The sequence below is a fragment of the Roseivivax marinus genome, assembly GCF_900109705.1.
GTDB classification, from domain to species: Bacteria; Pseudomonadota; Alphaproteobacteria; order Rhodobacterales; family Rhodobacteraceae; genus Roseivivax; species Roseivivax marinus.
This window is the reverse complement of record NZ_FOAI01000001.1, coordinates 95222-121193: the sequence shown is the minus strand read 5'-3', so window position 1 is coordinate 121193 and position 25972 is coordinate 95222. Positions and strand designations below refer to the sequence as shown.

Below are 25972 nucleotides of genomic sequence, written 5' to 3'. Positions count from 1 at the left end.
AGTGTCAATTGAAACTTACACGCCGGAAGGTCGGCAGCAGGGAACAACAAGGAATACTGTGGATTAAGCCAGAGACACGACGGGACGTGTCATCTTTACTGGACGCGGAGCTAGCTCATGTCCTCCACATCTGACATAACGGTGCTGACCGGACGGACGGCGAGCGCGCTCGTGCGTTTCGTGACGCAGCCGGTCGATGGCGACGGAGACGGAGGCACTCCCATGATCGACGCCGACCGAGACCTCAGTCCCGAGATCACCACGCTGGCGGACGGCATCGTCCGGCTGCTCAACGGGAATGGCACGCGCCGGTGCGAAACGCGGCTGACGCGCGCGGTGGCCTGGCTGCGCATCGCCGCCGGGGCCACGCGCTTCGACCCGGACGCGGTCCACGAGGCGCTGGCCGAAATGCGGGTGCCGGACGACGACATCGTCGATTTCTGCATTCCCCAGGTCGCGCGCCAGTTCGGGGACGCCTGGTGCGAGGATCGCTGCGGGTTCGCGGAGGTCACCATCGCCACCGCCCGGCTCCAGGCACTGCTGATCCGGCTCCAGCCACATGCCGCAGAGGACCCGGACGGCACGGGGCGGACCGCGCTTCTGATGACGGTGCCGGGCGATCACCACACGCTCGGGGCACGGGTGGCCGCGGCACAACTCGTCCGCCGCGGAGTCGCCGTCAGGACGTTGCACGCCGCTCACCCCGACGAGGCCGAGCGTGCGCTCGCCGACGGCGATTACGACATGGCCCTGATCTCGTGCGCGAGCGAGCATCGCCTGCCGGCGGCCCGAACGCTTTGCGAGGCGATCCACCGGTCGGCAAGGCCGCCACGTCTCGTGGCGCTCGGCGGGCTCGTTCTGGACTTCGACGGCGATTTGCAACACATGACCGGTGTGGACATCGTGACGAATGACATAAGGACCGCGCTGGCGCTGTGTCGCGCCCGGGGCGCGGGGCAGGCACAGGCAGCACCATGACCGGCAGTGAACACCGCATCCCCTCCCTCGCCGCGCGCGAGAGTGCGGACAACTCCGAAACCACGGACCTCGAACGGATCGTCGCCGCCGCCAGCGACCTGGCCCTCGTGCTCGACGCCTCGGGCGTCGTGACGCGGGTGATCGTCGGCGGCGCGCTGAGCGCCGACGCCGGAGTCGCCGGCTGGGAAGGCCGACCAATTGAGGAGACCCTCGTGCCGGAGGGCCGCACCAAGCTGATCGCCGCCCGCGAGGCACTGGAAGCGGGGCGACCGCTACCGAGCGGTCTCGAACTGACCCACGTCCTCGGCGACGGGGTCGAACGGCCCATGCGCTACACCATGATCCCCTACGGCGCCGGCGCGATGCTGCTGGGCCGCGACCAGGCCGGTCTCGCCGAACAGCAGCGCCAGCTGGTCGACGCGCAACTGACGCTGGAACGGACCTACGAGGCCCAGCGCGAGTTCGACACCCGCTACCGGATGCTCTTGCGCGCGGTGACCGACGCGGTGGCCTTCGTATCGGCCGGCGACGGCACCATCGGCGATCTGAACGAACCGGCCGCGGCGCTTCTGGGCGGAACCCGCGAAGGGTTGATGGGAACCCGACTGGCCGAGGCCCTGGGCGATGCCGCTCCTGACGGCCTGATGGACGAGATCGACCGCGCCGCAACCCGCGATGCACGCGAACCCGTCGTGGCCGCGGCCGATGCCTCCGGGCGCGGCATCGCCATCGCCCCGCAACTGTTCCGCGCCGCCGGCAAACGCTCCTACCTCTGCCGCCTGAGCGATCCCGACGCCGAGGCGGGCGGCATGCCCGGCATCAGCGCCGACGTCTCACTGCTGTTCGAGCGGTCGACCGACGCGGTGGTCTTCGCCACTCTCTCGGGCGAGATCGCCACCGCCAACGAGGCGTTCCTCGACCTCGTGGGGGCGGCACGGCTGGCGGACCTGCGCGGCCAGAACCTCGCGGGTTTCCTCGGACGCGGACGCGTCGATCTGAACGTCGTCGCCGAGAACGCGCGCCGCGCGGGCACGATGCGGCTCTACGCCACGCGGATGGTGAGCGAACTGGGCGCCGAGACGCCGGTGGAAATGTCGGTGACCTACCTCAACGACAGGACCGATCCGCTGCTCGGCCTCGTGATCCGGGATGCCGCCCGCAGCGAGGCGGTGCGCGCGGGTCCCGCACCGGCGGCCATGGAGTCGGCCAGTTCGGTCATGGAGCTCGTGGGCTCGGCAACCCTGCGCGAGATCGTCGCGGAGACCACCGACGTGGTCGAGAAAATGTGCATCGAAACCGCCGTTCAGCTCACCCGTAACAACCGGGTGGCGGCGGCGGAAATGCTCGGCCTGTCGCGTCAGAGCCTCTACGTGAAGCTGCGGAAATACGGCCTGCTGAACTACGACCCCAACGAGACCTGAACCGGCGGGCCGCGGATCGCGGCCCTTGCGCCGACTCGGTTTCGAGTGTCTAGTTTTCGACATGAGTGTCAGCGCAGGTTTACACCCGCGCCGGCTGCCGGACCCCGCGGCGCTGCTGCGGCTTCTGAAGCCGGTGACGTGGTTCCCCCCCATGTGGGCCTATCTGTGCGGCGTCACCGCCTCTGGCGTGGCGCCGGGCACGGACTGGCCGCTGGTGGTGCTTGGCATCGTGCTGGCCGGCCCCGTGGTCTGCGGCATGAGCCAGGCGGCGAACGACTGGTGCGACCGCCACGTCGATGCGATCAACGAACCGGACCGTCCGATACCCTCGGGCCGCGTGCCGGGCCGATGGGGCCTTTGGGTCGCGCTCGCGATGTCCGCCGCGGCGCTCGCCCTGGCCGTGCCGCTGGGACCGTGGGGCTTCGGCGCGACCTGTGCGGCAGTCGCGGCGGCCTGGGCCTACTCGGCCGAGCCGGTACGGCTGAAGCGATCGGGCCTCTGGGGACCGGGCCTTGTCGGGCTGTCCTACGAAACGCTTCCCTGGATCACCGGCGCTGCCGTGCTGTCGGCGGGCGCGCCCGCGGCCGAGATCGTGGTGATCGCGCTGCTTTACGGCATCGGCGCGCACGGAATCATGACCCTCAACGACTTCAAGGCGCTGGAGGGCGACCGCGAGACCGGCGTCGACTCCCTTCCGGTGACCCTCGGCCCCGCCGTCGCGGCGCGCACGGCCTGCGTGGTCATGGCACTGCCGCAGGTGGCCGTCATCGCGCTGCTCGCGTGGTGGAGCGCACCTGTCGCCGCGGCGCTGATCGCCGTCCTTCTCGCCGCGCAGGGCTGGGCCATGCGCGTCCTTCTGCGTGACCCGAAGGCGCGCGCACCGTGGTACAACGCCACCGGGGTGCTGTTCTACGTGTCCGGCATGATGGTCGCCGCCGTGGCGCTGCGGGGGATCGTGGCTTGACGCTGTCGTGGCTCTCCATCGTCCGCCTGGGTCTCGTGCAGCTCGCGCTCGGGGCCATCGTGGTGCTGACGACCTCGACTCTGAACCGGCTCATGGTGGTGGAGCTGGCGCTGCCCGCCACCCTGCCCGGCTTTCTCGTGGCGCTGCACTACGGCATCCAGATCACACGGCCGACCTGGGGCTTCCGATCGGACACGCTGGGCAACCGCACGCCCTGGATCATCGGCGGCATGGCGGTGCTGGCCGTCGGCGGCCTCGGCGCCGCGGCGGGCGTCATCGTGCTGGAGCGTAGCCTCGGCGCGGGCCTCGCCCTCTCGGTGGTCTCCTATGCGCTGATCGGGCTGGGGGTCGGCGCTTCGGGCACATCGCTGCTGGCGCTTCTCGCCACGGCGACCGCGCCCGCCCGCCGGGCGGCGGCGGCTACGATCACGTGGCTGATGATGATCTTCGGCATCGCGGTGACCGCGGGCGTGGTCGGCGGGCTTCTCGACCCATACGGCCCGGCGCGCCTCATGACCATCGTGGGTGCCACCGCCGCCGCGATGCTGCTTCTGACCATCGTCGCGGTATGGGGCGTGGAGCGCGGCATCGAGGCGCGGCCCGAGCCCGAGGCCCCGCCCTTCCGGGTCGCGTTGCGTGAGGTCTGGGCCGAGCGCAAGGCGCGCAACTTCACGCTGTTCGTCTTCCTGTCGATGGTCGCCTACTTCATGCAGGAGCTGATCCTCGAGCCATACGCGGGCCTCGTCTTCGACTTCACGCCGGGCGAGTCCACGCAGCTCGCCGGTGCCCAGAACGGCGGTGTGTTCCTCGGAATGCTGACCGTTGGCGTGCTGGCGACGGGACTGCGGCTCGGATCGCTGCGGACATGGGTCGCGACCGGCTGTCTCGGCTCTGCCGCGGCGCTGCTGACCCTTGCCGCGATCGGCCCGATGGGCCCCGGTGCGCCGGTGCTGCCGGCCTCGGTGATGCTGGGCTTCTTCAACGGCATGTTCGCGGTCGCTGCCATCGGGTCGATGATGCAGCTGGCCGGAGAGGGCCGCGGCGCGCGCGAGGGCACGCGCATGGGTCTCTGGGGCGCGGCGCAGGCCATCGCCGCGGGGTTCGGCGGGCTGGCCGGGGCCGCCGCCGTGGACACGATGCGCGGCCTGACCACCGACGCGCCCGCCTTCGCCACAGTCTTTACCGTAGAGGCCGCGCTGTTCGTCGCAGCGGGGCTTCTGGCGCTCGTGATCATGGAGGGCGGCCGCTCTGCCGACCCGATGCTGCAACCGGGCGAATGACGCCCGCCCGCCGGAGGGAGAGACCATGTTCGATGTCGTCGTGATCGGGGGCGGGCCCTGCGGAGCCACCGCAGCCGAGGATCTCGCCCGCTCGGGGCACCGTGTCGCGCTGCTGGACCGCGACGGGCGCATAAAGCCGTGCGGAGGCGCAATCCCGCCGCGGCTGATGGCGGATTTCGACATCGGGCCCGAGCAACTGCTGGCCAGGGTCACGACCGCGCGGATGGTGTCGCCTACGGGCCGTCACGTGGACATCAGCATCGAGAACGGCTTCGTCGGCATGGTCGACCGCAAGGACTTCGATCCCTTCCTGCGCGCCCGCGCCGAGTCCGCCGGCGCCATCCGCACCACCGGCACCTTCCTGCGGATCGAGCGGGACGAAGAGGCCACCCGCGTGATCTACCGCGATAAAGCCAGCGGCGAGGAGCGCGCGCTTCCGACCCGCCTGGTGATCGGTGCGGACGGTGCGAACAGCCGCGTCGGCAAGGCCGAGGTGCCCGGGGCCGACGCGATCCCGCTGGTCTTCGCCTACCACGAGATCATCGCGGCCCCGCAGGCGGACCCGTCCTTCGATCCCGCGCGCTGCGACGTGATCTACGACGGGCGCATCAGCCCGGACTTCTACGGCTGGGTCTTCCCCCATGGCGACACGGTGAGCGTCGGCATGGGCACCGAGCACCGCGAGGCCGACCTCAAGGCGGCCACCGCCGACCTGCGCCGCGCCACAGGGCTCGCCCAGTGCGAGACGCTCCGGAAGGAGGGCGCGCCGATTCCGCTCCGCCCGCTCGACCGCTGGGACAACGGCCGCGACGTGGTTCTGGCCGGCGACGCCGCCGGCGTGGTGGCCCCGTCCTCGGGCGAGGGCATTTACTACGCGATGGTCGCGGGCCGCGCCGCGGCGTCGGCCTGCGCGGCGTGCCTGTCCACGGGCAGGGCCTCGGACCTGAAGCTGGCCCGGCGGCTCTTCATGCGCGAACACAAGACCGTCTTCCGGGTTTTGGCCAGCATGCAGAACGCCTATTACCGGTCGGACAGCCGGCGCGAGAGGTTCGTGTCGCTGTGCCACGATCCCGACGTCCAGCGCCTGACCTTCGAGGCCTACATGAACAAGAAGCTCGTCCGCGCGAATCCGCTGGCGCACCTGAAGATCGGCTTCAAGAACCTGCGCCACCTCGCCGGGCTGGTGCCGGAGACCCATACGTGAGCGTCACCATTCCCGCCTGGGAGGACGGCACGCTGCGTCCCGTGGAAAAGCTCGAGGTGCACCGCCGCGGACTGCGCCACAAGGCGGTCTCGGTCTTCGTGCTGCGTGACGGCGCGGTGCTCCTCCAGCAGCGCGCGCGGTCCAAGTACCACACGCCCGGCCTCTGGGCGAACACCTGCTGCACGCATCCGCACTGGGACGAGGACCCGGCCACCTGCGCCGCGCGGCGCCTGTCGGAGGAGCTGGGGATCGAGGGCCTGACCCTCGCGCATCGCGACGTGGTGGAGTACCGCGCCGACGTGGGCGGCGGACTGACCGAGCACGAGGTGGTGGACCTCTTCACCGCCGAGGCGCCGGCCGACCTGCCGCTGTCGCCCGCCCCCGACGAGGTGGTGGCGACCGCGTGGATGCCGCTCGACGCGCTCATGCGCGACGTGGAGGCCAGGCCCGACCTCTACACGCCGTGGCTGCGGATTTACCTTGCCGAACACAGTGCGCGGATCTTCCCCGCGCACCTGCTGGCCTGACCGGAACCGGGCAAGGGCTGGTCACCTGCGCCTGACAATCTGACCTCACGCGCCGCATTTGCCCCAACGGTGGAACTGATCGGCGCGCACCCTTCCCTTCGCCCCCCGACCGACCCATAGTCCGGGGCATGACCGTGACTCTCGCCGACATTCTCTCCGCCGCCGCGACGATCCGGGGCCGCGCCGACGCCACGCCGATGGTGCCGTCCGTGTTCTTCGAAGGTCGTCACGGCCATCCCTTCTGGCTCAAGCTCGAGATCGCCCAGCCGATCGGCGCGTTCAAACTGCGCGGCGCGCTGAACGCGGTGGCGTCGCTGCCGCCCGACGCGGCCGGGGTGACGTGCTGCTCGACCGGCAACCACGGCCGCGGCGTCGCCTATGCCGCGCAGGAGCGGGGCGTGCGCGCGGTGGTCTGCATGTCCGAGCTGGTGCCCCGCCCGAAGGTCGAGGGCATCCGCGCGCTGGGCGCCGAGGTGAAGATCGTCGGCCGCTCGCAGGACGCCGCCTTCGCCGAGAGTGAACGGCTCGCACGTGACGAGGGGCTTGTCGCGATCTCGCCCTTCGACGACCCCAAGGTGATCGCCGGACAGGGCACCATCGGGCTGGAGATGCTGGCCCGCTGCCCCGAACTCGACACGCTGCTGATCCCGCTGTCGGGCGGCGGTCTCGCGGCCGGCGTGGCGGCCGCGGCCAAGGCGATCAACCCGGGCATTCGCTGCATCGGCGTTACGATGGACCGCGGCGCGGCCATGTACGAAAGCCTGAAGGCCGGCAAGCCCGTCGAGGTCGAGGAGGTCGAGAGCCTGGCCGACAGCCTCGGCGGCGGTATCGGGCTGGAGAACCAGTTGACCTTCTCCATGTGTCGCGACCTGCTCGACGACGTGGTGCTTGTGACCGAGGCCGAGATCTACCACGCGCTCCAGATGCTCTACCACGAGGAACGCCTGATCGCCGAGGGCGCCTGCGTGGTGGGCATGGCCGCCGTCGAGGCCGGCAAGGTCGATCTGACCGGGCCGACCGGCACCATCCTGACCGGTCGCAACCTCGACATGGACGTGTTCACCCGCATCGTGGCCGGGCAGGACGTCACCCTCGGCGACACCGTGATCGAAGGGCGCCCCTATGCCGCATGATATCCGCATCGTGACCGAGGCCGAATTGCGCGAGGTCGTGCGCCTCGACCTCGAGACCGTGGACGTGGTCGAGGCCGCGTTCGTCGCGCTCGCGCGCGGCGACGTGGTGATGCCCCCGGTGATGTCCATGGACCTCGCCGCCGCGCATGGCGAGGTGGACGTGAAGACCGCCTACATCCCGGGCTTCGACGGCTTCGCGATCAAGGTCTCGCCCGGCTTCTTCGACAACCCCAAGCTGGGCCTTCCTTCGCTGAACGGCCTGATGATCCTTTTCTCGGCGAAGACAGGGCTGGTCGAGGCGGTGTTCCTCGACAACGGCTACCTTACCGACATCCGCACCGCCGCCGCGGGCGCCGTGGCCGCGCGCCACCTCGCGCCAGCGGACGTGACCACCGCGGGCGTGATCGGCACCGGCGTGCAGGCGCGGCTGCAGATCGAGGCCGCGCACCTCGTCCGCCCATTCCAGCGGGTGCTGGTCTGGGGCCGCAGCCCCGAGAAGGCCGCCGCCTGCGCCGCCGACCTCAAGGAACGGCTGGAGATCGAGGCCGAGATCTGCACCGACCCCGAAACGCTGGTGCGCCGCTCGCAGCTGGTGGTCACGACGACACCCGCGACCGAGCCGGTGCTCAAGGCGGACTGGCTGCACCCCGAGCTGCACATCACGGCGATGGGCTCGGACCAGGCGGGCAAGCAGGAGCTGGAGGCCGCGTGTCTCGCTCAGGCCGATCTTTACGTCGCCGACCGCGTGAGCCAGGCCGAGAAACTGGGCGAACTCCGCGGCGCCATCGCGGGCGGCGCATGGGCTGGCGGCACCCCGCCCGAACTGGGCGCCATCGTCACCGGATCGGCCACAGGTCGGCGGGATCCGCGCGACGTGACCATCGCGGACCTCACCGGCACCGGCGCGCAGGACACCGCCATTGCGACCCACGTCGCTGCGCGGCTGGGTGACGCCGGCACCCTCGTCCGGGCCTGACGCCATGCGACTGGACGCGCGCGACCTGCAGATCCTGCGCGTCCTCGCCGCCGAGGGCCGGATCACCAAGACCGAGCTGGCCACGCGGGTCGGCCTGTCGCCCACGCCCGCGTGGGAGCGGCTGAAGAAGCTGGAGACCGCCGGCATCATCGAGGGCTACGGCGCGCGGCTCTCTCTCGCGGCCTTCGGGCCGCACGTCACCGTCTTCGTCGCCGTGGAGTTGTCGAGCCACAAGGCGTCCGAATTCCGCATCTTCGAGGACGCCGTGCGCGCCGAGGAGGACATCACCTTCGTCTGGGCGCTGGGGGGCGGCTTCGACTACCTGATGCAGGTCGTGGCGCGCGACATCGACTCCTACCAGCGCTTGATCGACCGGTTGCTCGACGCGCGGATCGGGCTCGCGCGCTACTATACCTACATCGTCACCAAGCGCGTGAAGGACTCCGCCGCGCTGCCACTGTCGCTGCTCGAACGCGACTGAGCGATTGAGCGACCGCGCGGCCTGCGAATCGCGCCTTTGCCAGAGGATTCCTCTGCCGGGGCCATGATCTTTGGTCCCCTTCTCTGAGAGTTCCAGTCCAGTTTTCGGGCATACCCCGCAAGGAGTCCCCGATGACCATGCACCGCACGTTCCCGAAATCCCCGCTGTCCGAGCTGGCCGATCCCCGGCTCGTGCGCAACTTCTCCTACGTCGGCGGCAAGTGGCAGAGCGCCGCTTCGGGCGAGGCCGTGGCCGTCACCAACCCCGCCGATGGCGAGTGGGTTGGCGAGATCGCGAGCCTCTCGGCCGAAGAGAGCCGCGCCGCCGTGGACGCCGCGCACGACGCCTTCGCAAGCTGGTCCGTGACCTTGCCGCAGGAGCGCGCGCGCCTGCTGCGCCGCTGGTACGAGCTGATGAAGGAGCACAAGGACGACCTTGCCCGGATCATGGTGATCGAGCAGGGCAAGCCGATCTCGGAGGCGCTGGGAGAGATCGATTACGCCGCCGACTTCATCGAGTTCTACGCCGAGGAGACCCGCCGCCCGAACGTCGAGGGGGTGACGTCCCACCTGCCCGACGCCGAGGTCGAACTGTGGCGCGAGCCGATGGGTGTCGCCGCGCTCATCACGCCGTGGAACTTCCCGTCCGCCATGCTGACGCGCAAGGCCGCCGCCGCGCTGGCCGCGGGCTGCACCGTGGTCGCGCACCCCTCTGCCGAAACGCCGTTTTCGGCGCTGGCGCTGGCCGAACTGGCCGAGCGCGCGGGCCTGCCCCCGGGTGTCTTCAACGTCGTCACCGGCCACGCCCCCACCATCGTCGAGCCCTGGACCCAGGATTCGCGCGTGCGCGTGCTGTCCTTCACCGGCTCGACCGAGGTCGGTCGGCTGCTCTATCGCCAGTGCGCCGGCACGGTGAAATCGCTCATCATGGAGTTGGGCGGCCACGCGCCGGTCATCGTCTTCAAAGGCGCGGACCTCGACAACGCCGTGGCCGAAACGATGAAGGCCAAGTTCGCGACCTCTGGCCAGGACTGCCTCGGCGCCAACCGCATCTATGTCGAGCGCCAAATCTACGACTCTTTCGTGGAGCGGTTCACTGCCGCCACCGAAGCTCTGAGCGTGGGCGTCGGCATGGACGATCCCGACATCGGCCCGCTGATGAACGAGAAGGCGGTGAAGAAACAGGAAGAGCATGTGAAGGACGCGCTGGACAAGGGTGCCAAGCTGCTCTGCGGTGGCGAGCGTCACTCGGCCGGGCCGCTGTTCTTCCAGCCGACCGTTCTGGCCGACGTGCCCGAGGACGCCGCGATCCTGCACGAGGAGACCTTCGGCCCGGTGGCGGCTCTGGTCCCCTTCGACACCGAGGAAGAGGTGCTGCGCCGCGCCAACGACACCGAATACGGCCTCGTGGCCTATGTCCACAGCCAGGACCCGCGCCGCATCTACCGCGCGACCAAGGCGCTGCAGTTCGGCATGGTCGCGGTGAACCGCACCAAGGTGACCGGCGCGCCGATCCCCTTCGGCGGCATGAAGCAGTCCGGCCTCGGACGCGAAGGGGCCCGTCAGGGTCTCGAAGCCTTTACCCAGATCAAGTACGTGTGCCGCGACTGGGGCTGACCCCGCGGCAGGGCGGCCGCCGCGCCGCCCTCCCCTACGACCGACACCACGCGCCCCTCGCGTGACGTGACCAGTACCGAAAGGAGCCCTGCGATGCTCAAGAACGACATGCTCGAACAGTGGGACCGGGAGAGCTTCTTCCATCCCTCGACCCACCTCGCGGAATTCGCCCGCGGCAACGCGCCCCAGCGCGTGATCCAGACCGGCCAGGGCTGCCACATCGAAACCCGCGACGGGCACAAGCTGCTTGACGCCTTCGCCGGCCTCTACTGCGTGAACGTGGGCTACGGCCGCCAGGAGATCGCCGAAGCGATCGCCGAGCAGGCGAAGGAGCTGGCCTATTACCACGCATACGTGGGCCACGGCACCGAGGCCTCGATCACGCTGTCGAAGATGATCCTCGACCGCGCGCCCGATCACATGTCCAAGGTCTATTTCGGCCTCGGCGGCTCGGACGCGAACGAGACCAACGTCAAGCTGGTCTGGTACTACAACAACATCCTCGGCCGCCCCGAGAAGAAGAAGATCATCTCGCGCTGGCGCGGCTACCACGGCTCCGGCCTGGTGTCGGGCTCGCTCACCGGTCTGCACCTGTTCCACCAGAAGTTCGACCTGCCGCTCGACCAGGTGATCCACACCGAGGCGCCCTACTACTTCCGCCGCGACGACCTGTCGATGAGCGAAGAGCAGTTCACCCAGCACTGCGCGTCCGAACTTGAGGCGCTGATCGAGCGCGAGGGCCCGGACACCATCGCCGCCTTCATCGGCGAGCCGGTGCTGGGCACCGGTGGCATCGTGCCGCCGCCCGCCGGCTACTGGGAGGCGATCCAGGCGGTTCTGGACAAGTACGACATCCTGCTGATCGCCGACGAGGTCGTGACCGGCTTCGGGCGTCTGGGCTCGATGTTCGGCTCGGAGCATTACGGCATCAAGCCCGACATCATGACCATCGCGAAGGGCCTGACCTCGGCCTACGCACCGCTGTCGGGGTCGATCATCTCCGACAAGGTCTGGAAAGTGCTCGAGCAGGGTACGGACGAGAACGGGCCGATCGGCCACGGCTGGACCTACTCGGCCCACCCGATCGGCGCGGCCGCAGGCGTTGCGAACCTGAAGCTGATCGACACGCTCGACCTCGTGACCAACGCGGGCAAGACCGGCGCCTACTTCAACAAGGTCATGGCCGAGGCGCTGGCCGACAACCCGCACGTGGGCGAGGTTCGCGGTGAAGGCATGATGTGCGCCGTCGAATTCGTGAAGGACAAGGACAACCGCGAGTTCTTCGAGGCGTCCGACAAGATAGGCGCGCTGCTGGCCGGCCTGCTGCTGGAAGACGGCGTGATCGGCCGCGCGATGCCGCAGGGCGACATTCTCGGCTTCGCGCCGCCGTTCTGCCTGACCGAGGCCGAGGCGGACGAGATCGCCGAAAAGACCGCGAAGGCCGCGAAGAAGCTCTTCGACTGGTCCTGAACCTGATCGGATGACGGCCGAGGGGCGCTGCCCCTCGCGCTCCCCGGAGTACTTGGAACGAGAAGAAGGGGCGGGTCGCGCGAGGCGGTCCGCCCCTTTTTCAATGTCGTGACGGATGGTCCGAACTGGCCTGCGAGGTCGTGGCGCGCCCGAATACATGACCGGCGGGCGTCGGGGGGCGCACCGCGCGGGCCAACCGCCCCGTTCCGATCAAAACTGCTGGGCGGCGGCCACAGCGCGTTTCCAGGCGTCGTATTTCCGATCGCGCGTGGCGTCGTCCATGTCCGGCGTGAATTGGCGCTCGCGCTCCCACATGTCGGCGAAGCCGTCCATGTCGGGATAGACGCCAGCCTTCATTCCGGCGAGCCAGGCCGCCCCCATGGCCGTGGTCTCGAGCACTTGCGGCCGGTCCACCGCCGCTCCGATGATGTCGGACAGGAACTGCATCGCCCAGTCGGACGCGCTGAGACCGCCGTCCACGCGCAGCGTGGCGTCGCCGCCCGGGGCCTGCCAGTCGGCGTGCATCGCCTCGATCAGGTCGCGCGTCTGGTAGCCCACGCTCTCGAGCGCGGCGCGAGCGAATTCCTCGGGGCCGGAATTGCGGGTGAGACCGAAGACCGCGCCGCGGCACTCGGCATTCCAGTACGGCGCGCCGAGGCCCACGAAGGCCGGCACCAGGACGACGTTCTGGGTGTCGTCCGCGCGCTCGGCCAGGGGCTGCGTCTCCTTGGCGTCGCGGATCATCTTGAGTCCGTCGCGGAGCCACTGGACCACCGCACCCGCGACGAAAATCGATCCTTCGAGGGCGTAGGTCGGTTTGCCCTCGAACTGGTAGGCGATGGTCGAAAGCAGCCGGTTCTCCGAGCGCACTGGCTCATCGCCGGTGTTCAGGAGCGCGAAACAGCCGGTGCCGTATGTCGATTTCAACATGCCCGGCTTGAAACAGGCCTGCCCGATCGTCGCCGCCTGCTGGTCGCCCGCGACGCCCTGGATGGGGATCTCGCGACCGAAGAGGTCCGACCGGGTCACACCGAACTCAGCGGCGCAATCGTGCACCTCGGGCAGCATCTCCATCGGGATGTCGAGCAGCTTGGCGATCGAGGTGGACCAGCGCCCCTTGCGGATATCGTAGAGCATTGTCCGGCAGGCGTTCGTCGCGTCGGTCACGTGGCTTCGTCCGCCGGTCAGCTTCCAGATCAGGAAGCTGTCGACCGTGCCGAACAGGAGCTTGCCGGCACGGGCCTTTTCGCGCGCGCCGTCGACCTCGTCGAGGATCCACTTGAGCTTCGACGCCGAGAAGTACGGATCCAGCAGGAGGCCGGTGCGGTCGGTGACCATATCTTCATGGCCGGCCTCGCGCAGTTCGGTGGTTATCGCAGCGGTCCGGCGATCCTGCCAGACGATGGCGCGGTGGATCGGCTGGCCGGTGTCCTTGTCCCAGACCACGACCGTCTCGCGCTGATTGGTGATGCCGATCGAGGCGATGTCGGCGGTATCGATGCCCGCCTTTTCGATCACGCCGCGACATGTGGCGGCGACCGTCGTCCAGAGGTCCGACACGTCGTGTTCGACCCAGCCGCTCGCCGGGTAATGCTGCGCGAATTCCTCCTGCGCGATGGCCGTGACCTTCAGAGTCTCGTCGAACAGGATGGCCCGGCTCGACGTGGTGCCCTGATCGATGGCAAGCACGTAGCGCATCGCCCCCTCCCTCTTGTCGTTTCCCGTCAGGACGCCGCGGTGGCACGCCCCTCTCGCCGGGCATCCTGCATCCACGCGTCGAGGGCTGCAATCTCGTCAGGCGTCATCCGCAGGCCGAGGCGGGTGCGCCGGAACACCACGTCGTCGGCGGCGCGGGCATATTCGCGGTCCATCTGCCAGCGCACCTCGGCCTCGGTCAGGCCGTGGCCGAAGTCACGGCCGAGATCACCGGCCTCGGTCGCGTCGCCGAGGATGTGCCAGGATTCCGTGCCGTAGTGGCGGATCATCCGCTCAGCCTGCTTGTCGCCCAGGAACGGGTAATCGGCGGCGAGCGTCTTCATCTTGTCGCGCGCCTCGCGCACCTCGAAATCGCCGCCGGGCAGGGTCACGCCCGCGGTCCACTTGCCCTTCAGGTCGTCGAAGAACGGTGCGATCTTCTCCATCGCGCTCTCGGCGAGGCGGCGATAGGTCGTGATCTTGCCGCCGAAGATGTTGAGCACGGGAGCACCGCCGGCATCGTCGATCTTGAGGGTGTAGTCCCGCGTTGCCGCCGTCGCGCTGCTGGCGCCGTCGTCGTAGAGCGGCCGGACCCCGGAATAGGTCCAGACCACGTCCTCCGGTGTCAGGTCGCGCTTGAAGTAGTTCGAGGCGAAGTTGAGCAGGTAATCGCGCTCTTCCGGCGTGCATTCGGGTCGCTTGTCGGGGTCCTCCTGCTCGCTGTCGGTGGTACCGATCAGGGTGAAGTCCTGCTCGTAGGGGATGGCGAAGATGATCCGACCGTCCGTGCCCTGGAAGAAGTAGCACTTGTCGTGATCGTAGAGCTTGCGGCAGACGATATGGCTGCCACGCACCAGGCGCACGGTCTCGGTCGAGTTCGAGCGGATCTTGGTGCGGATGATGTCGCCGGCCCACGGCCCGCCCGCATTCACCAGCACCTTGGCGCGGATGCTGCGCGCGGCGCCGGTCTCGCGGTCCTCCACCTCGATGCGCCACCCGTCGCCGTCACGCTCGGCCACGGTGACCTTCGTACGCGGCATGATTTCTGCGCCGCGCAACTCGGCATCGCGGGCATTCAGAACCACGAGCCGCGAGTCCTGCACCCAGCAGTCGCTGTATTCGAAGGCGTGGCGGAAGCGGTCGTCGAGCGGCCTACCCTCGGGCGCGTTCTTCAGGTCGAGCGTCTTGGTGCCCGGCAGGATCTTACGTCCGCCGAGGTTGTCGTACATGAAGAGGCCCAGCCGGATCAGCCAGGACGGGCGGCGCCCCTTCATCCACGGCATCACGGTGTTGAGGATCTTCGAGGTGGGCGTAGAGGATTCGAACCGCATGTCCTTGTGGAACGGCAGGACGAAGCGCATGGGCCACGAGATGTGGGGCATCGCGCGCATCAGCGTCTCGCGCTCAATCAGGCTTTCGCGGACGAGGCGGACCTCGAAGTATTCGAGGTATCGCAGGCCGCCGTGGAACAACTTGGTCGAGGCCGAGGATGTGGCCGAGGCGAGGTCGTTCATTTCCGCGAGCGCGACCGAAAGGCCGCGTCCGGCGGCGTCGCGGGCGATGCCGCAGCCGTTGATGCCGCCCCCGATGACGAACAGATCGTAGCTTTCGGCGCTGTCGGGCCGGTTCTCCATGGCGGGTCTCCCGCTGTCTGCCGCTGGTCGTCGTTCCGGCCTAGACGATAGCGCGCCAGAGGAAAGGACAAGCGCGCGGGGGATGGCCCAGCGGGCTTGCACACACAGTGCATGCCACTCGATTGAGCAGTTTGCGGAGCGCGAGACGGTGGGTTGCGGATCAGAAGTAGCTTCGGACGAGGCTTCCCGCGAGCAGCGACCAGCCATCGGCCAACACGAAGAAGGCCAGCTTGAACGGCAGGGAGACGATGGCCGGGGGGACCATCATCATGCCCATTGCCATCAAGACCGCGGCCACCACGAGGTCGATGATCAGGAACGGCATGAAGATCAGGAACCCGATCTGAAAGGCGCGTGCGATCTCGGACAGCATGAAGCTGGGGATGAGGACCGACAGCGGCGCGTCCGGGGCGAGCGTCGTGCCGGCGGCATCGGGCCTCAGGTCGGCGAGACTGGTGTAGGTCGCAGGATCGGCCCGTGCCGCCATGAAGTCGCGGAAAGGCTCCATCGCCGCCGTGAGGGCCGATTCGATGGCGATATCATCAGCGAGGAGCGGCTCGATCCCCGCGGCGTAGGCCTCGGAGAAGACCGGCTCCATCACGAAGTAGGTCAGGAAGAGCGCGAGGGAGACGATCAGCATGTTGGGCGGCGATTGCTGAAGTCCGACCGCCTGCCGCAGGATCGCGAGGACCGTCACCATAAACGGAAAGCAGGTGATCATGATCGCGATGCCGGGCGCGAGGCTGAGCAGCGTGATCAGGGCGATCAGCTGGATCGTCGTGCCGGTCAGCGAGGCGCCGTCCCCGAGATCGACGGACACTTCTTGCGCCGTGGCCGGGCCGGCGAGAGCCACCACCGAAAGCGCGCTGAGGACAGCGAAGCACCCCCCGGCAGCCGGACCCGTGCCGGTCCTTGCGCGCGGGCGGGCAGGACGCATTCAGGCCGGGGCCTTGAGATCGGCCACCTCGGTCAGCCGCACGGCGAGGCGGCTCTGCCCACCCTCCTCGATGACCTCGAGCACCCCCATGCCGATCAGCCGGTCGCCGACATAGAGTTCGACCGGATCGTCGAGCTGCTTGTCGAGCGTCAGAACGGAGCCCTCGTCGAGATGCAGAAGGTCGCGAATGAGCGGGCGGGCACGGCCCACCGACACGGTGATCTCTATCGGGACGGACGCAAGGGCGCTGGCGTCGCTGCGGGCGGACTGAATGTCTTCGGCGTTATCCATGGGCGCGGGCTCCCTGCGCGGCGTGGTTGAACTCGGTGATCGCGGTGCGGATCCCCTCGGCGATCTCGCCAAGGTCGATGCGGATCTCCCGATCGGCGAGACGGATGTCGGCCTGGCCGGGCGTCAGCGCCCCGTCGGCCATAAGCTCCACCGGGAAGCCCACATCACGCATCACGACTGGCTCGACCAGCGGCAGCTGCTCGGGCGCCATCGACACCTTTACCGACATCCCGCCGAGCCGATCCGCCTGTTTCTGAAGTTCGCCAACGACATGCGCCGCGAGGGCGTCGTCCAGGGCCGCCGGCAGGATGGTCGTCACGATGTCTTCGAGCAGGGGCGTCATGGCACGCAGCACGTGGCTGTAGGCCTCGTGGTAGGTGAAGGAGAGATCCTTGAGATTCTGCGCGAAATCGGCCGACAACCGATCGTGATCCGCGTCACGGCTCGCCACGGCATCGTCCCAGCCCGCACGATATCCCTTTTCGTAGGCGCGCGCCTCGCAGGCATCGACCTCGGCCTCCGTCAGGGTCGGCCCGACGGGCGCGCGAGGAGCGGGCTGGCTGAAGTCGGGCAAGAGGGCGGCGAGGCGGCTCATTCCACCTCCTCGGGCGTGTCGAGCCAGCTGCGGAGAATCTGCACCGCTTCCTCTCGGCGGTCGTCGATCAGCCCCCGAAGGCGTTCGACAGGATCCTCCGACCCGCCCCCGCTCTCCCCCGGAAGCTCGAACCCGCCGCCGTCGGCCAGCATCGGCAGGCCACCGAATCCGCCGCCGGTATCGTCGTCGATCTCGCCCGACAGCGCATTCGCCATACCGAAGGCCGGCATCTCCAGATCGTCGTCGGCACCGGGCGCCGGGAGCGCCGCGGCCGCGCCGCCGGCCAGCACGGGCCGCACCACGAAAAGACCGAGAGCAAGCGCGACGATCCCGAGGACGGCAAGCTGGATAAGGCTCATCGGGTCGAGCCTGAGCGGGGCGAACATGCCCGGCTCGGTCGCGGCCGTGCCGAGGCCCTCGGCCTGCTCGAATGGCAACGAGCGAATCGTGATCGTGTCGCCCCGCGCCTCGTCGTATCCCACGGCCGAGGCCACCAGATCACGCAGCGCCTCCTGCTCGGCATCCGCCAGCGGCACGAATTGCGGCGCCCCGTCCGGTCCCGGCTCCAGCGTTCCGTTGACGAGGACCGCGACGCTCAACCGGCGGATCGCGCCCGGCGCGCGCACCACTTCGCGAGTCGTCTCGGACACCTCGTAGTTCAGCCGCTCGCGGGTGCTGCTTTCGGAGCTCTTGGAGGTTTCCGACCCGCCGCCCGCCGCGCCATCGGGCAGGTTCGACGCCACGGTGACGTCGCCGCCGCCCTGATCCTCGCTCTGCTCCTGCCGCTCCTCGGTGTCCGAAGAGATCACGATCCGTGACTCCGGGTCGAACCGCCGTTCGCGGATCTGCTCGGATTCCGTGACCGTGTCCAGGCTGACCTCGACCACCGCGTTGCCCATGCCGACACGTGCCTCCACCAGTCGCTGGACGCGGTCCCGCAGGCCGGAAGTCCGGTCCTCGGCGCTGGGACCGACGCCTTCCTCTTCGGCTCCGATCAACCCGGCGCGGCTGTCCACCACGGCCACGTCCTCGGGCGCGAGGCCGGGCACGGCGGAGGCCACGAGGTAGCGGATCGCGCGCGCCTGGCCCGTATCGATCGCCCCGCCTGCCCCGGTGACGGACACCGAGGCCGAAGCCTCGACATCGCGCTGGAACGGGTTGGCGGTGCCCGCCGCGATGTGGACCCGCACCGCGGTCACGTAGGGTGCCGAGAGGATCGTGCGAGCGAGCTCGCCCTCCTTGGCGCGCCAGTAGGCGGCGTCGAACATCTGCGATGTCGTGCCAAATCCACTCAGCCCATCGAGCAACTCGTAGCCGCCTGCGCCATTCGCGGGCAGCCCTTCGCCGGCCAACGTCATACGCAGCGCGTCGCGGTCCGCGGCCGGAACGAAAATCGCCCCGCCACGCACCTCATAGGGCACGCTACGGCGCTCCAGTGCGGCGACGACCTCTCCCGACTCGGCGCCTTCGAGGCCGGCATAGAGCAGGGTCAGGTCGGGCGTCGCGGCGAGACGCGACATCAGGATCACCGCCGCGAACATCAGAACGGTCGCGCCGGTCACCACGACTTTCCGCGTGAGGCTGAGCGCGTTCCACACAGACAGCAATTGCTGCACCGGGCACCTCCGAATCTTTCGTCGAATTCTTCGACTGAGGCCGGACCCTGCCCGCTCCGCGCTTAAGAAACGGTTAGCTCGTTTGGGGTTAAGACCTGCCGGCAAGACGAAAGGATTCCGAGATGGCCGATGCCACGGCGGACGAGGCCGATGTTACCGCGAAGAAATCGAAGCTGCCCCTGATCCTGGGCGTCGTCCTTGCGCTCCTGGGCGCCGCCGGCGGGTTCTTCGCGGTCAGTTCCGGGATGATTCTGGGTGGCGGCGGCAGCGACGCCGCGGCCGCTTCAGCGAATGAGGCCACAGCCGAAGAAACCGCCACCCCGATGGAGGACGATACAGACATCGAAGGCGGCGCAGAGGCACCGCCGACCGCGGTCGCGCCGGTCGAACTCGGCGATATCGCGTTCGTCGAACTGCCGCCGCTGCTCGTCTCGCTGGGGCCGGGGGCGCAGAACACGCACCTGCGCTTCCGCGCCACGCTCGAGGTGCCTTCGCGTCACGCCGCCGAGGTGACGACCCTACAGCCACGCGTGCTTGACGCGATGAACAGCTACCTGCGGGCGCTATCGCCCGCGGACATCGAGGCGCAGGATGCACTGCTGCTGATCCGCGCACAGCTTACACGCCGGGTGCAACTCGTGCTGGGCGAAGAGAAGCTGCGCGACCTGCTGGTGCTCGAATTCGTGCTCAACTGACGGAGCGACCATGGAACTGATCGCCGACATCCTGCTCGTGACCGGCGCCCTCGGGGCGGGCTTCTACTGCTTCGTCCTTGCGCGGCGGCTGACCCGCTTCACCGACCTCGAACGCGGCGTCGGCGGCGCGGTGGCCGTGCTCTCGGCGCAGGTGGACGACCTCTCGAAGACACTCGCGCAGGCTCGCGCATCGGCTGGCACGTCCAGCGATTCGCTCGCGGAGTTGACGCAGCGGGCCGAGGACGCCGCGCGACGCCTCGAGCTTTTGGTCGCGTCACTCCATGACCTCCCCGAGGCGCCCCAGCCCTCTCGCACGCCGGAAAGCGAGCCCGAACCGGCGCCACGTACGGAGCCTGACGAAGCCCCTTCCGGGCCGGTCTTCTCGCGCCGGCAGCGTACGGGAACCGAGGGATGATGCGGTACCGCAGCGCGTTGCATGCCGGCCGGACACAGCCCGCGCCCAGCCCCACTGACCGCCGCCGCGGCCCGGCGGAACGCCGGATGCCGCGCCGGCGCCGGGGCGCTCTCGCGCTTATCGGCAGCCTGCTCATCGCCTCTGCGCTTTTCCGGGCCGGCGCCGATACCAGTCGACTGATTGCGAACGCGGCGGAGACCGACAGCGCCCCCGTAGCCGCCGAAACCTCCGGCGCAACACCGCAGTCGGAGGACAGGCCGCGCGACCCAGCATCCCTGCTCGAGGCGCTCGACCTGCGCGAAGCCCGCGTCGCCGAGCGCGAGCGTCAGATCGAAATCCGGATGCAGGCCCTGCGCGTGGCCGAAACCGAGATTCGCGAACGTTTGCAGCAACTGGAAGACGCCGAGGCCGAGCTGCGGTCGACGCTGGAGATCGCCCGCACGGCGGCGGAGGACGACCTGCGCCAGCTCACCGACGTCTACGCCCGGATGAAGCAGCGCCAGGCCGCCGCGCTCTTCGAGGAGATGGACCCGAACTTCGCCGCGGGGTTTCTCGGCCGCATGGCCCCCGAAGCCGCCGCCGCGATCATGGCCGGGCTGACCCCACCCACGGCCTACACGATCAGCGTCATGCTGGCCGGGCGCAACGCCGATGCTCCGAAATCCGGCGATAGCCAGCCTGCCGAAGACACGGCTCCGCAGCCATGAGAACCTTCTTATAGGCCAAAACTTCGTGGGCGCGTGAGGGCAGCGGACGCGCCCCGACCTTACTCACGGCCGACACGGACGGTGGCCGCCACCTTTCCTTCCTGAACGCCCGCCCCTACGGTCGGCCCGAAACGGCCGGAGGCGCGCATGAACGAGACCGTCACGACACACCAGTCCGAGGACGATCCGCGCAACGCGGACATCCGCATCTGGATCGACGGGACGCTGCATCACCGGGATGCCGCGCGGGTCAGCGTCTTCGACAGCGGCTTTATGCTGGGCGACGGCATATGGGAGGGTCTGCGCCTCTATGACGGGCGGTGGGCGTTCCTCGACGATCACCTCGACCGCCTCTTCGAGGCCGCCCGCGCCGTAGACATCGATATCGGCCTCGACAGGGACGGCGTGATGTCCGCGCTTGAGGAAACCCGCGCTGCCAATGGCATGGAAACCGATGCCCACGCCCGAATGATGGTCACCCGCGGCGTCAAGGCGCGTCCGTTCCAGCATCCCGCGCTGTCGCAGCAGGGGCCGACCGTCGTCATCTTGATGGAGCATTCGGTGCCCCGGCTGCCGCGTCCTATCCGACTTGCCACCGTGCCGCATATTCGCGGCCTGCCGATGACGCAGGACCCCAAGCTCAACTCGCATTCCAAGCTGAACTGCATCCTCGCCTGCATCGCCGCCGAGAAGGCCGGCGCGGACGAGGCGCTGATGCTCGACATCCACGGCTTCGTGAACACCACGAACACGTGCAACTTTTTCATCGTGCGCAGGGGTGAGGTTTGGACCTCCACCGGCGATTACTGCATGAACGGGATCACCCGCGCGAAGGTCATCGAGGTCTGCCGCGATGCCGGCATTCCGGTGCGCGAGAAGAACTTTTCGCTGGTCGAGACCTACGGCGCGGACGAGGCGTTCCTCACCGGGACGTTCGGCGCGCAGACCCCCGTGGGCGAGATCGACGGCCGCACCATCGGCACCGGCGAGATCGGACCGCTCACCACGCGCATCCGTGAGCTTTACAAGGACCTCGTCGCAAGCGGGGGTCGCGCATGAAGATCGCCGTCTGGTCGGGCCCGCGGAACCTCTCGACGGCCATGATGTATGCCTTCGGCAACCGGTCGGACGTCCATGCCGTGGACGAGCCCTTCTACGCCGCCTACCTCGCCATGACCGGGCGCAGCCACCCGATGGGCGACGCGATCCGCGCGTCCCAGCCCGAGGATCCCGAAGCGGTGATCGCCGATCTCACCGGCCCGATCCCGGGCGGGCGGGCACATGCGTACCACAAGCACATGGCCCAGCACATGATCCCCGGTATCCGTCGCGACTGGATCGCCGACTGCACCAATGTGATCCTGATCCGCCACCCCGCACGCGTCGTCGCGAGTTTTGCCGCGAAGTACGAGAACCCGGCGCTGGACGAGATCGGCTTCGTGCAACAGGCCGAATTGCTCGAGCAGCTCGATGCCGCCGGCCGGCCCCCCGTGGTGATCGACAGCCACGATATCCGCGCCGCGCCCGAGGAGATGCTGCGCCGCCTTTGCACCGCCATCGGCCTCGGTTTGGACCCCGCAATGCTGTCGTGGCCAGCCGGCGGCCACGCGGCGGACGGGGTCTGGGCCGCGCACTGGTACGGCGCCGTGCACCGCTCGACCGGGTTCGCCGGGGCCGAGGGGCCCCTGCCGCAGCTCGACGGTGCAGCAGCGGAGCTGGCCGAGGCCGCGATGCCTGCCTATCGACGCCTAGCCGCGCGAAAAATCTGAAAAGTTTTTCGAACTTTTTTCGTTCGTGCTGAAACCAATCAGCGCGGGCCGCCGTGGTTGCTGTATATCGGGTCTGTCACGGCCCGTTGCCGGTGCGGTCCAGGCGCCCCCCTTGAGGGCCAATCCGGCATACGGCCCGGCGCTTCGGCGTCGGGCCGCACCCATGACCTTCCGCAAAACCGCCTAGCGCAGCAGCTGCGCCAGTTTCATGGCCACGCTCATGTCGCCCGACACTTTGATCTTGCCCGTGGCGAAGGCCGTCATGGGGTTGAGTTTGCCGTGGATGAGCCGGTCCAGATTCTCGCGCGAGATGCGGATCGTGCAGTCCGCGGGCGCGTCCGCCACCGCCGCCCGATCGCCGTCGAGCGTGATCGCGCCGTCATCGCCGCAGTCGAACTTGATGCTGTCCGACAGCGGCTTGCGGTCGAGACCGCGCTGGAACTTGTCTGCAATATCCTGAAGCGTCATGCGCCCTCTCCCCGGCCCGGTGCCATCGTCAGTCGTGACGCGGGGCACCGACCGGGGCAAGCGCGACGCTGCGGCCTCAGCCCTCGAGGCGCCGGTCGCGGGCTGCCAGCAGCTTGAGCCGAAGCGCGTTGAGCTGGATGAAGCCTGCCGCGTCCTTCTGATCGTAGGCGCCGGCGTCGTCCTCGAACGTGACGTGCGCCTCGGAATAGAGCGAATGCTCGGACCAGCGGCCGACGGTCCGCGCGAGCCCCTTGTAGAGCTTCAGCCGCACGGTGCCGGTGACATGGGCCTGGCTGCGGTCGATCAGCGCCTGCAGCATCTCGCGCTCGGGCGAGAACCAGAAGCCGTTGTAGATGAGCTCGGCGTATTTCGGCATGATCTCGTCCTTGAGATGCGCCGCGCCGCGATCGAGCGTGATCTGCTCGATCCCGCGATGCGCCTCGAGCAGGATCGTGCCGCCGGGCGTCTCGTAGATACCGCGGGACTTCATGCCGACGAAACGCCCCTCGACGAGGTCGAGCCGGCCGATCCCGTGACGGCGACCATATTCGTTGAGCTGCGTCAGGATCGACGCCGGGCTCATCGCCTCGCCGTTGATGGCGACCGCATCGCCCTGCTCGAAGGTGACCTCGATGAATTCCGGCGTGTCGGGCGCGTCCTCGGGGTGGACGGTACGCTGGTAGACGTAGTCCGGCGCCTCCTCGGCGGGATCCTCGAGCACCTTGCCCTCGGACGAGGTGTGCAGAAGGTTCGCATCGACCGAGAACGGCGCCTCGCCGCGCTTGTCCTTGGCGATCGGGATCTGGTTCTCCTCGGCGAAGGCGAGCAGCTTGGTGCGCGAGGTCAGGTCCCACTCGCGCCAGGGCGCGATCACCTTGATGTCGGGGTCGAGCGCGTAGGCCGCGAGTTCGAACCGCACCTGGTCGTTGCCCTTGCCGGTCGCACCGTGCGCCACGGCGTCGGCGCCGGTCTCGTGGGCGATCTCGACCAGCCGCTTGGAGATCAGCGGGCGCGCAATCGACGTGCCCAGCAGGTAGAGCCCCTCATAGACCGCGTTGGCGCGGAACATCGGGAACACGAAGTCACGCACGAATTCCTCGCGCACGTCCTCGATGAAGATGTTCTCGGGCGCGATGCCCAGCATCTCGGCCTTCTTGCGCGCCGGCTCGAGCTCCTCGCCCTGGCCGAGATCGGCGGTGAAGGTCACCACCTCGCAGCCGTACTCGGTCTGCAGCCACTTGAGGATGATCGACGTGTCGAGGCCGCCGGAATAGGCGAGCACGACCTTCTTCGGCGCGGATGCGGGCATGAGGCGGGGCTCCTTGCAAATGCTGGCGGGCCGCTTAGCCGCTTTTCGGGCGCTTGCCAAGGCGGGCGGAACGGGGCAGAGCGGAGCCATGACAGACTTTCCCGAACGGGCCCGCGCCGCCGCGGCGGCGATGCGCGATGTGTTCCCGGCCACGCCGCTTGCGAAGAACCAGCACCTGTCGGACCTCTACGGCGCCGACATCTGGCTCAAGCGCGAGGATCTGGCGCCCGTGCGATCGTACAAGATGCGCGGCGCGTTCAACGCCATGCGCAAGAAGCCCGGAACCGAGCTGTTCGTGTGCGCTTCGGCGGGCAACCACGCGCAGGGCGTGGCCTTCATGTGCCGTCATTTCGGCACGCGCGGCGTGATCTTCATGCCCGTGACCACGCCTCAGCAGAAAATCCAGAAGACCCGGATGTTCGGTGGAGATTCGATCGAGATCCGCATGGTCGGCGACTATTTCGACGACTGCCTGAAGGCCGCGCAGGCCTTCTGCAGCGAGGCCGGGGGCGTGTTCCTGCCGCCCTTCGACGACGAGGACGTGATCGAGGGGCAGGCCAGCGTCGCGGCCGAGATCGACGAGGTGCTGGGTCGCCCCGACCACATCGTCGTGCCGGTGGGCGGCGGCGGACTGTCGGCGGGCGTCCTGAGCTATTTCGGGCCCGAGATCGCGTACACCTTGGTCGAACCTTCGGGCGGCGCCTGCCTGCGTGCCGCGCTGTTGGCGGGCGAGCCCGTGGCCCTGCCGAGGGTGGACACCTTCGCGGACGGTGCGGCGGTGGGCCGGATCGGAGAGGCAACCTTTGCCCGGCTGCGCGACGTCGGGCTAGCGAATACGTTGACCGTGCCCGAGGACCGGCTCTGTACCACGATCCTTGACATGCTGAACGTCGAGGGAATCGTGCTGGAGCCCGCTGGCGCGCTGTCGATCGACGCGCTGAAGGACCTCGGCCAGTCGATCCGCAGGCGCACCGTGGTGTGCATCACCTCGGGCGGTAATTTCGATTTCGAACGTCTGCCGGAAGTGAAGGAGCGCGCGCAGCGGTTCTCCGGCGTGAAGAAGTACTTCATCCTCCGTTTGCCGCAGCGCCCGGGCGCGCTGCGCGATTTCCTCGAGATCCTTGGCCCCGAAGACGACGTGGCACGGTTCGAGTACCTCAAGAAGTCGGCGCGCAACTTCGGGTCCGTCCTGATCGGGATCGAGACGTCGAACGCACGCAATTTCGAGGTGTTGTTCGCCAAGCTCGACGCCCGCGGCTTCGTGTACCAGGACATCACCACCGACGAGACTCTGGCCCAGTTCCTGATCTGACCGGCCTGCCTTGCGCTCCATCGGAGGCTGCGTTCCGGCTCCGTCATGCCGCGAAACGGGCTTTCAGCCCCACGCGCAAGGCGGCGCGCGAGTCGCGGAACACAGCGCCAAGACAATCGAGTCCCACGGGGCGTTCGCCCTTCGCAGCCTGCTTTTCGCCCGCCGCACACAGCGCAGCGAAGTACGCAAGCCCGAGGTTCAGCGCCGCCCCCTTCAGAAAATGCAGGTCCTCGGCCAGACCCGGCGCGGCTGGATCGAGCGCATCGAGAGCAGTCGCCACTTCTTGCAGGAACAGCGACGCAACCTCCTCGAACTCGTCCGCGCCGATTTCCGCCCGCAATTGCGTGACCTGATCCCAGTCTATCATCCGCCCGCTCGCGTCCTGCCTTCCCGCTCGGTGCATCATGCGCACGCGATCCTAAGATTTCCTGAAGACGTTCTTCAGACGGAATTAATGTCCCGGCACTAGCGTGAGGCAT

The 25972-nt window shown here is 68.6% G+C and carries 26 protein-coding genes; 17 read left to right on the top strand and 9 right to left on the bottom strand.

Features of this window, described 5'->3' with window-relative positions; translation table 11 throughout:
• Positions 1-117 precede the first annotated feature (117 nt).
• From BMX29_RS00500 to BMX29_RS00450, 11 genes are all read left to right on the top strand, one after another.
• Positions 118-978 (top strand): cobalamin B12-binding domain-containing protein, encoded by an 861-nt coding sequence (locus BMX29_RS00500; protein WP_092809539.1) that lies wholly within the window; start codon positions 118-120, stop codon positions 976-978.
• A complete protein-coding gene (gene ppsR / locus BMX29_RS00495) occupies positions 975-2399 on the top strand; it encodes a transcriptional regulator PpsR (protein ID WP_139196888.1) in 1425 nt (474 codons plus the stop codon). Before BMX29_RS00500 ends, ppsR begins: the two co-directional genes overlap by 4 nt.
• A gap of 61 nt (positions 2400-2460) precedes the next feature.
• Entirely contained in the window at positions 2461-3363 is a 903-nt protein-coding gene (gene chlG / locus BMX29_RS00490) for a chlorophyll synthase ChlG (protein ID WP_092809535.1), read from the top strand.
• On the top strand, positions 3360-4643 hold the full coding sequence (locus tag BMX29_RS00485; RefSeq protein ID WP_092809533.1) for a BCD family MFS transporter: 1284 nt from the start codon (positions 3360-3362) through the stop codon (positions 4641-4643). The genes chlG and BMX29_RS00485 overlap by 4 nt, the downstream gene beginning before the upstream one ends.
• Positions 4644-4668: 25 nt before the next feature.
• Complete coding sequence (locus BMX29_RS00480; protein WP_092809531.1) at positions 4669-5847, top strand: geranylgeranyl diphosphate reductase; 1179 nt, start codon at positions 4669-4671, stop codon at positions 5845-5847.
• Positions 5844-6374: an isopentenyl-diphosphate delta-isomerase gene (gene idi, locus BMX29_RS00475; RefSeq protein WP_092809529.1), complete on the top strand. Its 531-nt coding sequence runs from the start codon at positions 5844-5846 to the stop codon at positions 6372-6374. The genes BMX29_RS00480 and idi overlap by 4 nt, the downstream gene beginning before the upstream one ends.
• Before the next feature lie 128 nt (positions 6375-6502).
• Positions 6503-7507: a hydroxyectoine utilization dehydratase EutB gene (eutB, locus tag BMX29_RS00470; protein ID WP_092809527.1), complete on the top strand. Its 1005-nt coding sequence runs from the start codon at positions 6503-6505 to the stop codon at positions 7505-7507.
• Complete coding sequence (locus BMX29_RS00465; protein WP_092809525.1) at positions 7497-8483, top strand: cyclodeaminase; 987 nt, start codon at positions 7497-7499, stop codon at positions 8481-8483. The genes eutB and BMX29_RS00465 overlap by 11 nt, the downstream gene beginning before the upstream one ends.
• Before the next feature lie 4 nt (positions 8484-8487).
• Positions 8488-8964: an Lrp/AsnC family transcriptional regulator gene (locus BMX29_RS00460; protein ID WP_043844986.1), complete on the top strand. Its 477-nt coding sequence runs from the start codon at positions 8488-8490 to the stop codon at positions 8962-8964.
• A 131-nt stretch (positions 8965-9095) separates the two neighbouring features.
• Positions 9096-10580 (top strand): NAD-dependent succinate-semialdehyde dehydrogenase, encoded by a 1485-nt coding sequence (locus tag BMX29_RS00455; protein WP_092809523.1) that lies wholly within the window; start codon positions 9096-9098, stop codon positions 10578-10580.
• Positions 10581-10673: 93 nt separating this feature from the next.
• A complete protein-coding gene (locus tag BMX29_RS00450; RefSeq protein ID WP_043844828.1) occupies positions 10674-12050 on the top strand; it encodes an aspartate aminotransferase family protein in 1377 nt (458 codons plus the stop codon).
• A gap of 210 nt (positions 12051-12260) precedes the next feature.
• Here BMX29_RS00450 and glpK read toward each other — a convergent pair whose 3' ends face one another.
• The 6 genes from glpK to fliF form a co-directional block, all read right to left on the bottom strand.
• Positions 12261-13748, bottom strand: coding sequence for a glycerol kinase GlpK (gene glpK, locus BMX29_RS00445; protein ID WP_043844827.1), 1488 nt, complete (start codon positions 13746-13748; stop codon positions 12261-12263).
• A gap of 26 nt (positions 13749-13774) precedes the next feature.
• Complete coding sequence (gene glpD / locus BMX29_RS00440; RefSeq protein WP_092809521.1) at positions 13775-15379, bottom strand: glycerol-3-phosphate dehydrogenase; 1605 nt, start codon at positions 15377-15379, stop codon at positions 13775-13777.
• A gap of 160 nt (positions 15380-15539) precedes the next feature.
• Positions 15540-16316 carry a flagellar type III secretion system pore protein FliP gene (fliP, locus tag BMX29_RS00435; protein WP_092809519.1) on the bottom strand — a complete coding sequence of 259 codons (777 nt, stop codon included), beginning with the start codon at positions 16314-16316 and terminating at the stop codon, positions 15540-15542.
• Complete coding sequence (locus BMX29_RS00430) at positions 16317-16607, bottom strand: FliM/FliN family flagellar motor switch protein (RefSeq protein ID WP_092809517.1); 291 nt, start codon at positions 16605-16607, stop codon at positions 16317-16319. It lies immediately after the preceding gene.
• A complete protein-coding gene (locus BMX29_RS00425) occupies positions 16600-17202 on the bottom strand; it encodes a FliH/SctL family protein (RefSeq protein ID WP_092809515.1) in 603 nt (200 codons plus the stop codon). The genes BMX29_RS00430 and BMX29_RS00425 overlap by 8 nt, the downstream gene beginning before the upstream one ends.
• On the bottom strand, positions 17199-18818 hold the full coding sequence (gene fliF / locus BMX29_RS00420; RefSeq protein ID WP_092809513.1) for a flagellar basal-body MS-ring/collar protein FliF: 1620 nt from the start codon (positions 18816-18818) through the stop codon (positions 17199-17201). The genes BMX29_RS00425 and fliF overlap by 4 nt, the downstream gene beginning before the upstream one ends.
• Before the next feature lie 122 nt (positions 18819-18940).
• On the opposite strand from fliF, the gene BMX29_RS00415 reads away from it, so the two are divergent.
• The 5 genes from BMX29_RS00415 to BMX29_RS00395 all read left to right on the top strand — a co-directional run bounded on the left by BMX29_RS00415 (position 18941) and on the right by BMX29_RS00395 (position 22404).
• Entirely contained in the window at positions 18941-19513 is a 573-nt protein-coding gene (locus BMX29_RS00415) for a flagellar basal body-associated FliL family protein (protein WP_092809511.1), read from the top strand.
• Positions 19514-19523: 10 nt separating this feature from the next.
• Complete coding sequence (locus BMX29_RS00410) at positions 19524-19928, top strand: hypothetical protein (RefSeq protein WP_092809509.1); 405 nt, start codon at positions 19524-19526, stop codon at positions 19926-19928.
• Between the two features lie 86 nt (positions 19929-20014).
• Positions 20015-20635, top strand: a complete 621-nt coding sequence (locus BMX29_RS00405; RefSeq protein WP_092809507.1) for a MotE family protein — start codon at positions 20015-20017, stop codon at positions 20633-20635.
• Between the two features lie 147 nt (positions 20636-20782).
• A complete protein-coding gene (locus tag BMX29_RS00400) occupies positions 20783-21694 on the top strand; it encodes a D-amino acid aminotransferase (RefSeq protein ID WP_092809505.1) in 912 nt (303 codons plus the stop codon).
• A complete protein-coding gene (locus tag BMX29_RS00395; RefSeq protein WP_092809503.1) occupies positions 21691-22404 on the top strand; it encodes a sulfotransferase-like domain-containing protein in 714 nt (237 codons plus the stop codon). Before BMX29_RS00400 ends, BMX29_RS00395 begins: the two co-directional genes overlap by 4 nt.
• 183 nt (positions 22405-22587) lie before the next feature.
• Here the strand turns inward: BMX29_RS00395 and BMX29_RS00390 are convergent, their stop codons facing one another.
• Positions 22588-22872 carry an SCP2 sterol-binding domain-containing protein gene (locus tag BMX29_RS00390; RefSeq protein ID WP_043844818.1) on the bottom strand — a complete coding sequence of 95 codons (285 nt, stop codon included), beginning with the start codon at positions 22870-22872 and terminating at the stop codon, positions 22588-22590.
• A 76-nt stretch (positions 22873-22948) separates the two neighbouring features.
• Positions 22949-24181 (bottom strand): argininosuccinate synthase, encoded by a 1233-nt coding sequence (locus tag BMX29_RS00385; protein ID WP_092809501.1) that lies wholly within the window; start codon positions 24179-24181, stop codon positions 22949-22951.
• An 88-nt stretch (positions 24182-24269) separates the two neighbouring features.
• Between BMX29_RS00385 and ilvA the strand changes: the two genes are divergently transcribed.
• Positions 24270-25493, top strand: a complete 1224-nt coding sequence (gene ilvA, locus BMX29_RS00380) for a threonine ammonia-lyase IlvA (RefSeq protein ID WP_092809499.1) — start codon at positions 24270-24272, stop codon at positions 25491-25493.
• Between the two features lie 43 nt (positions 25494-25536).
• Here the strand turns inward: ilvA and BMX29_RS00375 are convergent, their stop codons facing one another.
• Positions 25537-25860 carry an Hpt domain-containing protein gene (locus BMX29_RS00375; RefSeq protein WP_092809497.1) on the bottom strand — a complete coding sequence of 108 codons (324 nt, stop codon included), beginning with the start codon at positions 25858-25860 and terminating at the stop codon, positions 25537-25539.
• Between the last annotated feature and the right edge of the window lie 112 nt (positions 25861-25972).

Bases quoted from the DNA above. Each gene is read 5' to 3' on its own strand.
- fliP (WP_092809519.1), bottom strand. From the start codon at position 16,316: ATGCGTCCTGCCCGCCCGCGCGCAAGGACCGGCACGGGTCCGGCTGCC.
- BMX29_RS00430 (WP_092809517.1), bottom strand. From the start codon at position 16,607: ATGGATAACGCCGAAGACATTCAGTCCGCCCGCAGCGACGCCAGCGCC.
- BMX29_RS00375 (WP_092809497.1), bottom strand. From the start codon at position 25,860: ATGATAGACTGGGATCAGGTCACGCAATTGCGGGCGGAAATCGGCGCG.
- chlG (WP_092809535.1), top strand. From the start codon at position 2,461: ATGAGTGTCAGCGCAGGTTTACACCCGCGCCGGCTGCCGGACCCCGCG.
- BMX29_RS00425 (WP_092809515.1), bottom strand. From the start codon at position 17,202: ATGAGCCGCCTCGCCGCCCTCTTGCCCGACTTCAGCCAGCCCGCTCCT.
- glpD (WP_092809521.1), bottom strand. From the start codon at position 15,379: ATGGAGAACCGGCCCGACAGCGCCGAAAGCTACGATCTGTTCGTCATC.
- glpK (WP_043844827.1), bottom strand. From the start codon at position 13,748: ATGCGCTACGTGCTTGCCATCGATCAGGGCACCACGTCGAGCCGGGCC.
- BMX29_RS00465 (WP_092809525.1), top strand. From the start codon at position 7,497: ATGCCGCATGATATCCGCATCGTGACCGAGGCCGAATTGCGCGAGGTC.
- BMX29_RS00480 (WP_092809531.1), top strand. From the start codon at position 4,669: ATGTTCGATGTCGTCGTGATCGGGGGCGGGCCCTGCGGAGCCACCGCA.
- BMX29_RS00460 (WP_043844986.1), top strand. From the start codon at position 8,488: ATGCGACTGGACGCGCGCGACCTGCAGATCCTGCGCGTCCTCGCCGCC.
- ilvA (WP_092809499.1), top strand. From the start codon at position 24,270: ATGACAGACTTTCCCGAACGGGCCCGCGCCGCCGCGGCGGCGATGCGC.
- BMX29_RS00385 (WP_092809501.1), bottom strand. From the start codon at position 24,181: ATGCCCGCATCCGCGCCGAAGAAGGTCGTGCTCGCCTATTCCGGCGGC.
- BMX29_RS00415 (WP_092809511.1), top strand. From the start codon at position 18,941: ATGGCCGATGCCACGGCGGACGAGGCCGATGTTACCGCGAAGAAATCG.
- BMX29_RS00455 (WP_092809523.1), top strand. From the start codon at position 9,096: ATGACCATGCACCGCACGTTCCCGAAATCCCCGCTGTCCGAGCTGGCC.
- BMX29_RS00450 (WP_043844828.1), top strand. From the start codon at position 10,674: ATGCTCAAGAACGACATGCTCGAACAGTGGGACCGGGAGAGCTTCTTC.
- BMX29_RS00395 (WP_092809503.1), top strand. From the start codon at position 21,691: ATGAAGATCGCCGTCTGGTCGGGCCCGCGGAACCTCTCGACGGCCATG.
- BMX29_RS00400 (WP_092809505.1), top strand. From the start codon at position 20,783: ATGAACGAGACCGTCACGACACACCAGTCCGAGGACGATCCGCGCAAC.
- BMX29_RS00390 (WP_043844818.1), bottom strand. From the start codon at position 22,872: ATGACGCTTCAGGATATTGCAGACAAGTTCCAGCGCGGTCTCGACCGC.
- BMX29_RS00405 (WP_092809507.1), top strand. From the start codon at position 20,015: ATGCCGCGCCGGCGCCGGGGCGCTCTCGCGCTTATCGGCAGCCTGCTC.
- BMX29_RS00410 (WP_092809509.1), top strand. From the start codon at position 19,524: ATGGAACTGATCGCCGACATCCTGCTCGTGACCGGCGCCCTCGGGGCG.
- eutB (WP_092809527.1), top strand. From the start codon at position 6,503: ATGACCGTGACTCTCGCCGACATTCTCTCCGCCGCCGCGACGATCCGG.
- ppsR (WP_139196888.1), top strand. From the start codon at position 975: ATGACCGGCAGTGAACACCGCATCCCCTCCCTCGCCGCGCGCGAGAGT.
- BMX29_RS00500 (WP_092809539.1), top strand. From the start codon at position 118: ATGTCCTCCACATCTGACATAACGGTGCTGACCGGACGGACGGCGAGC.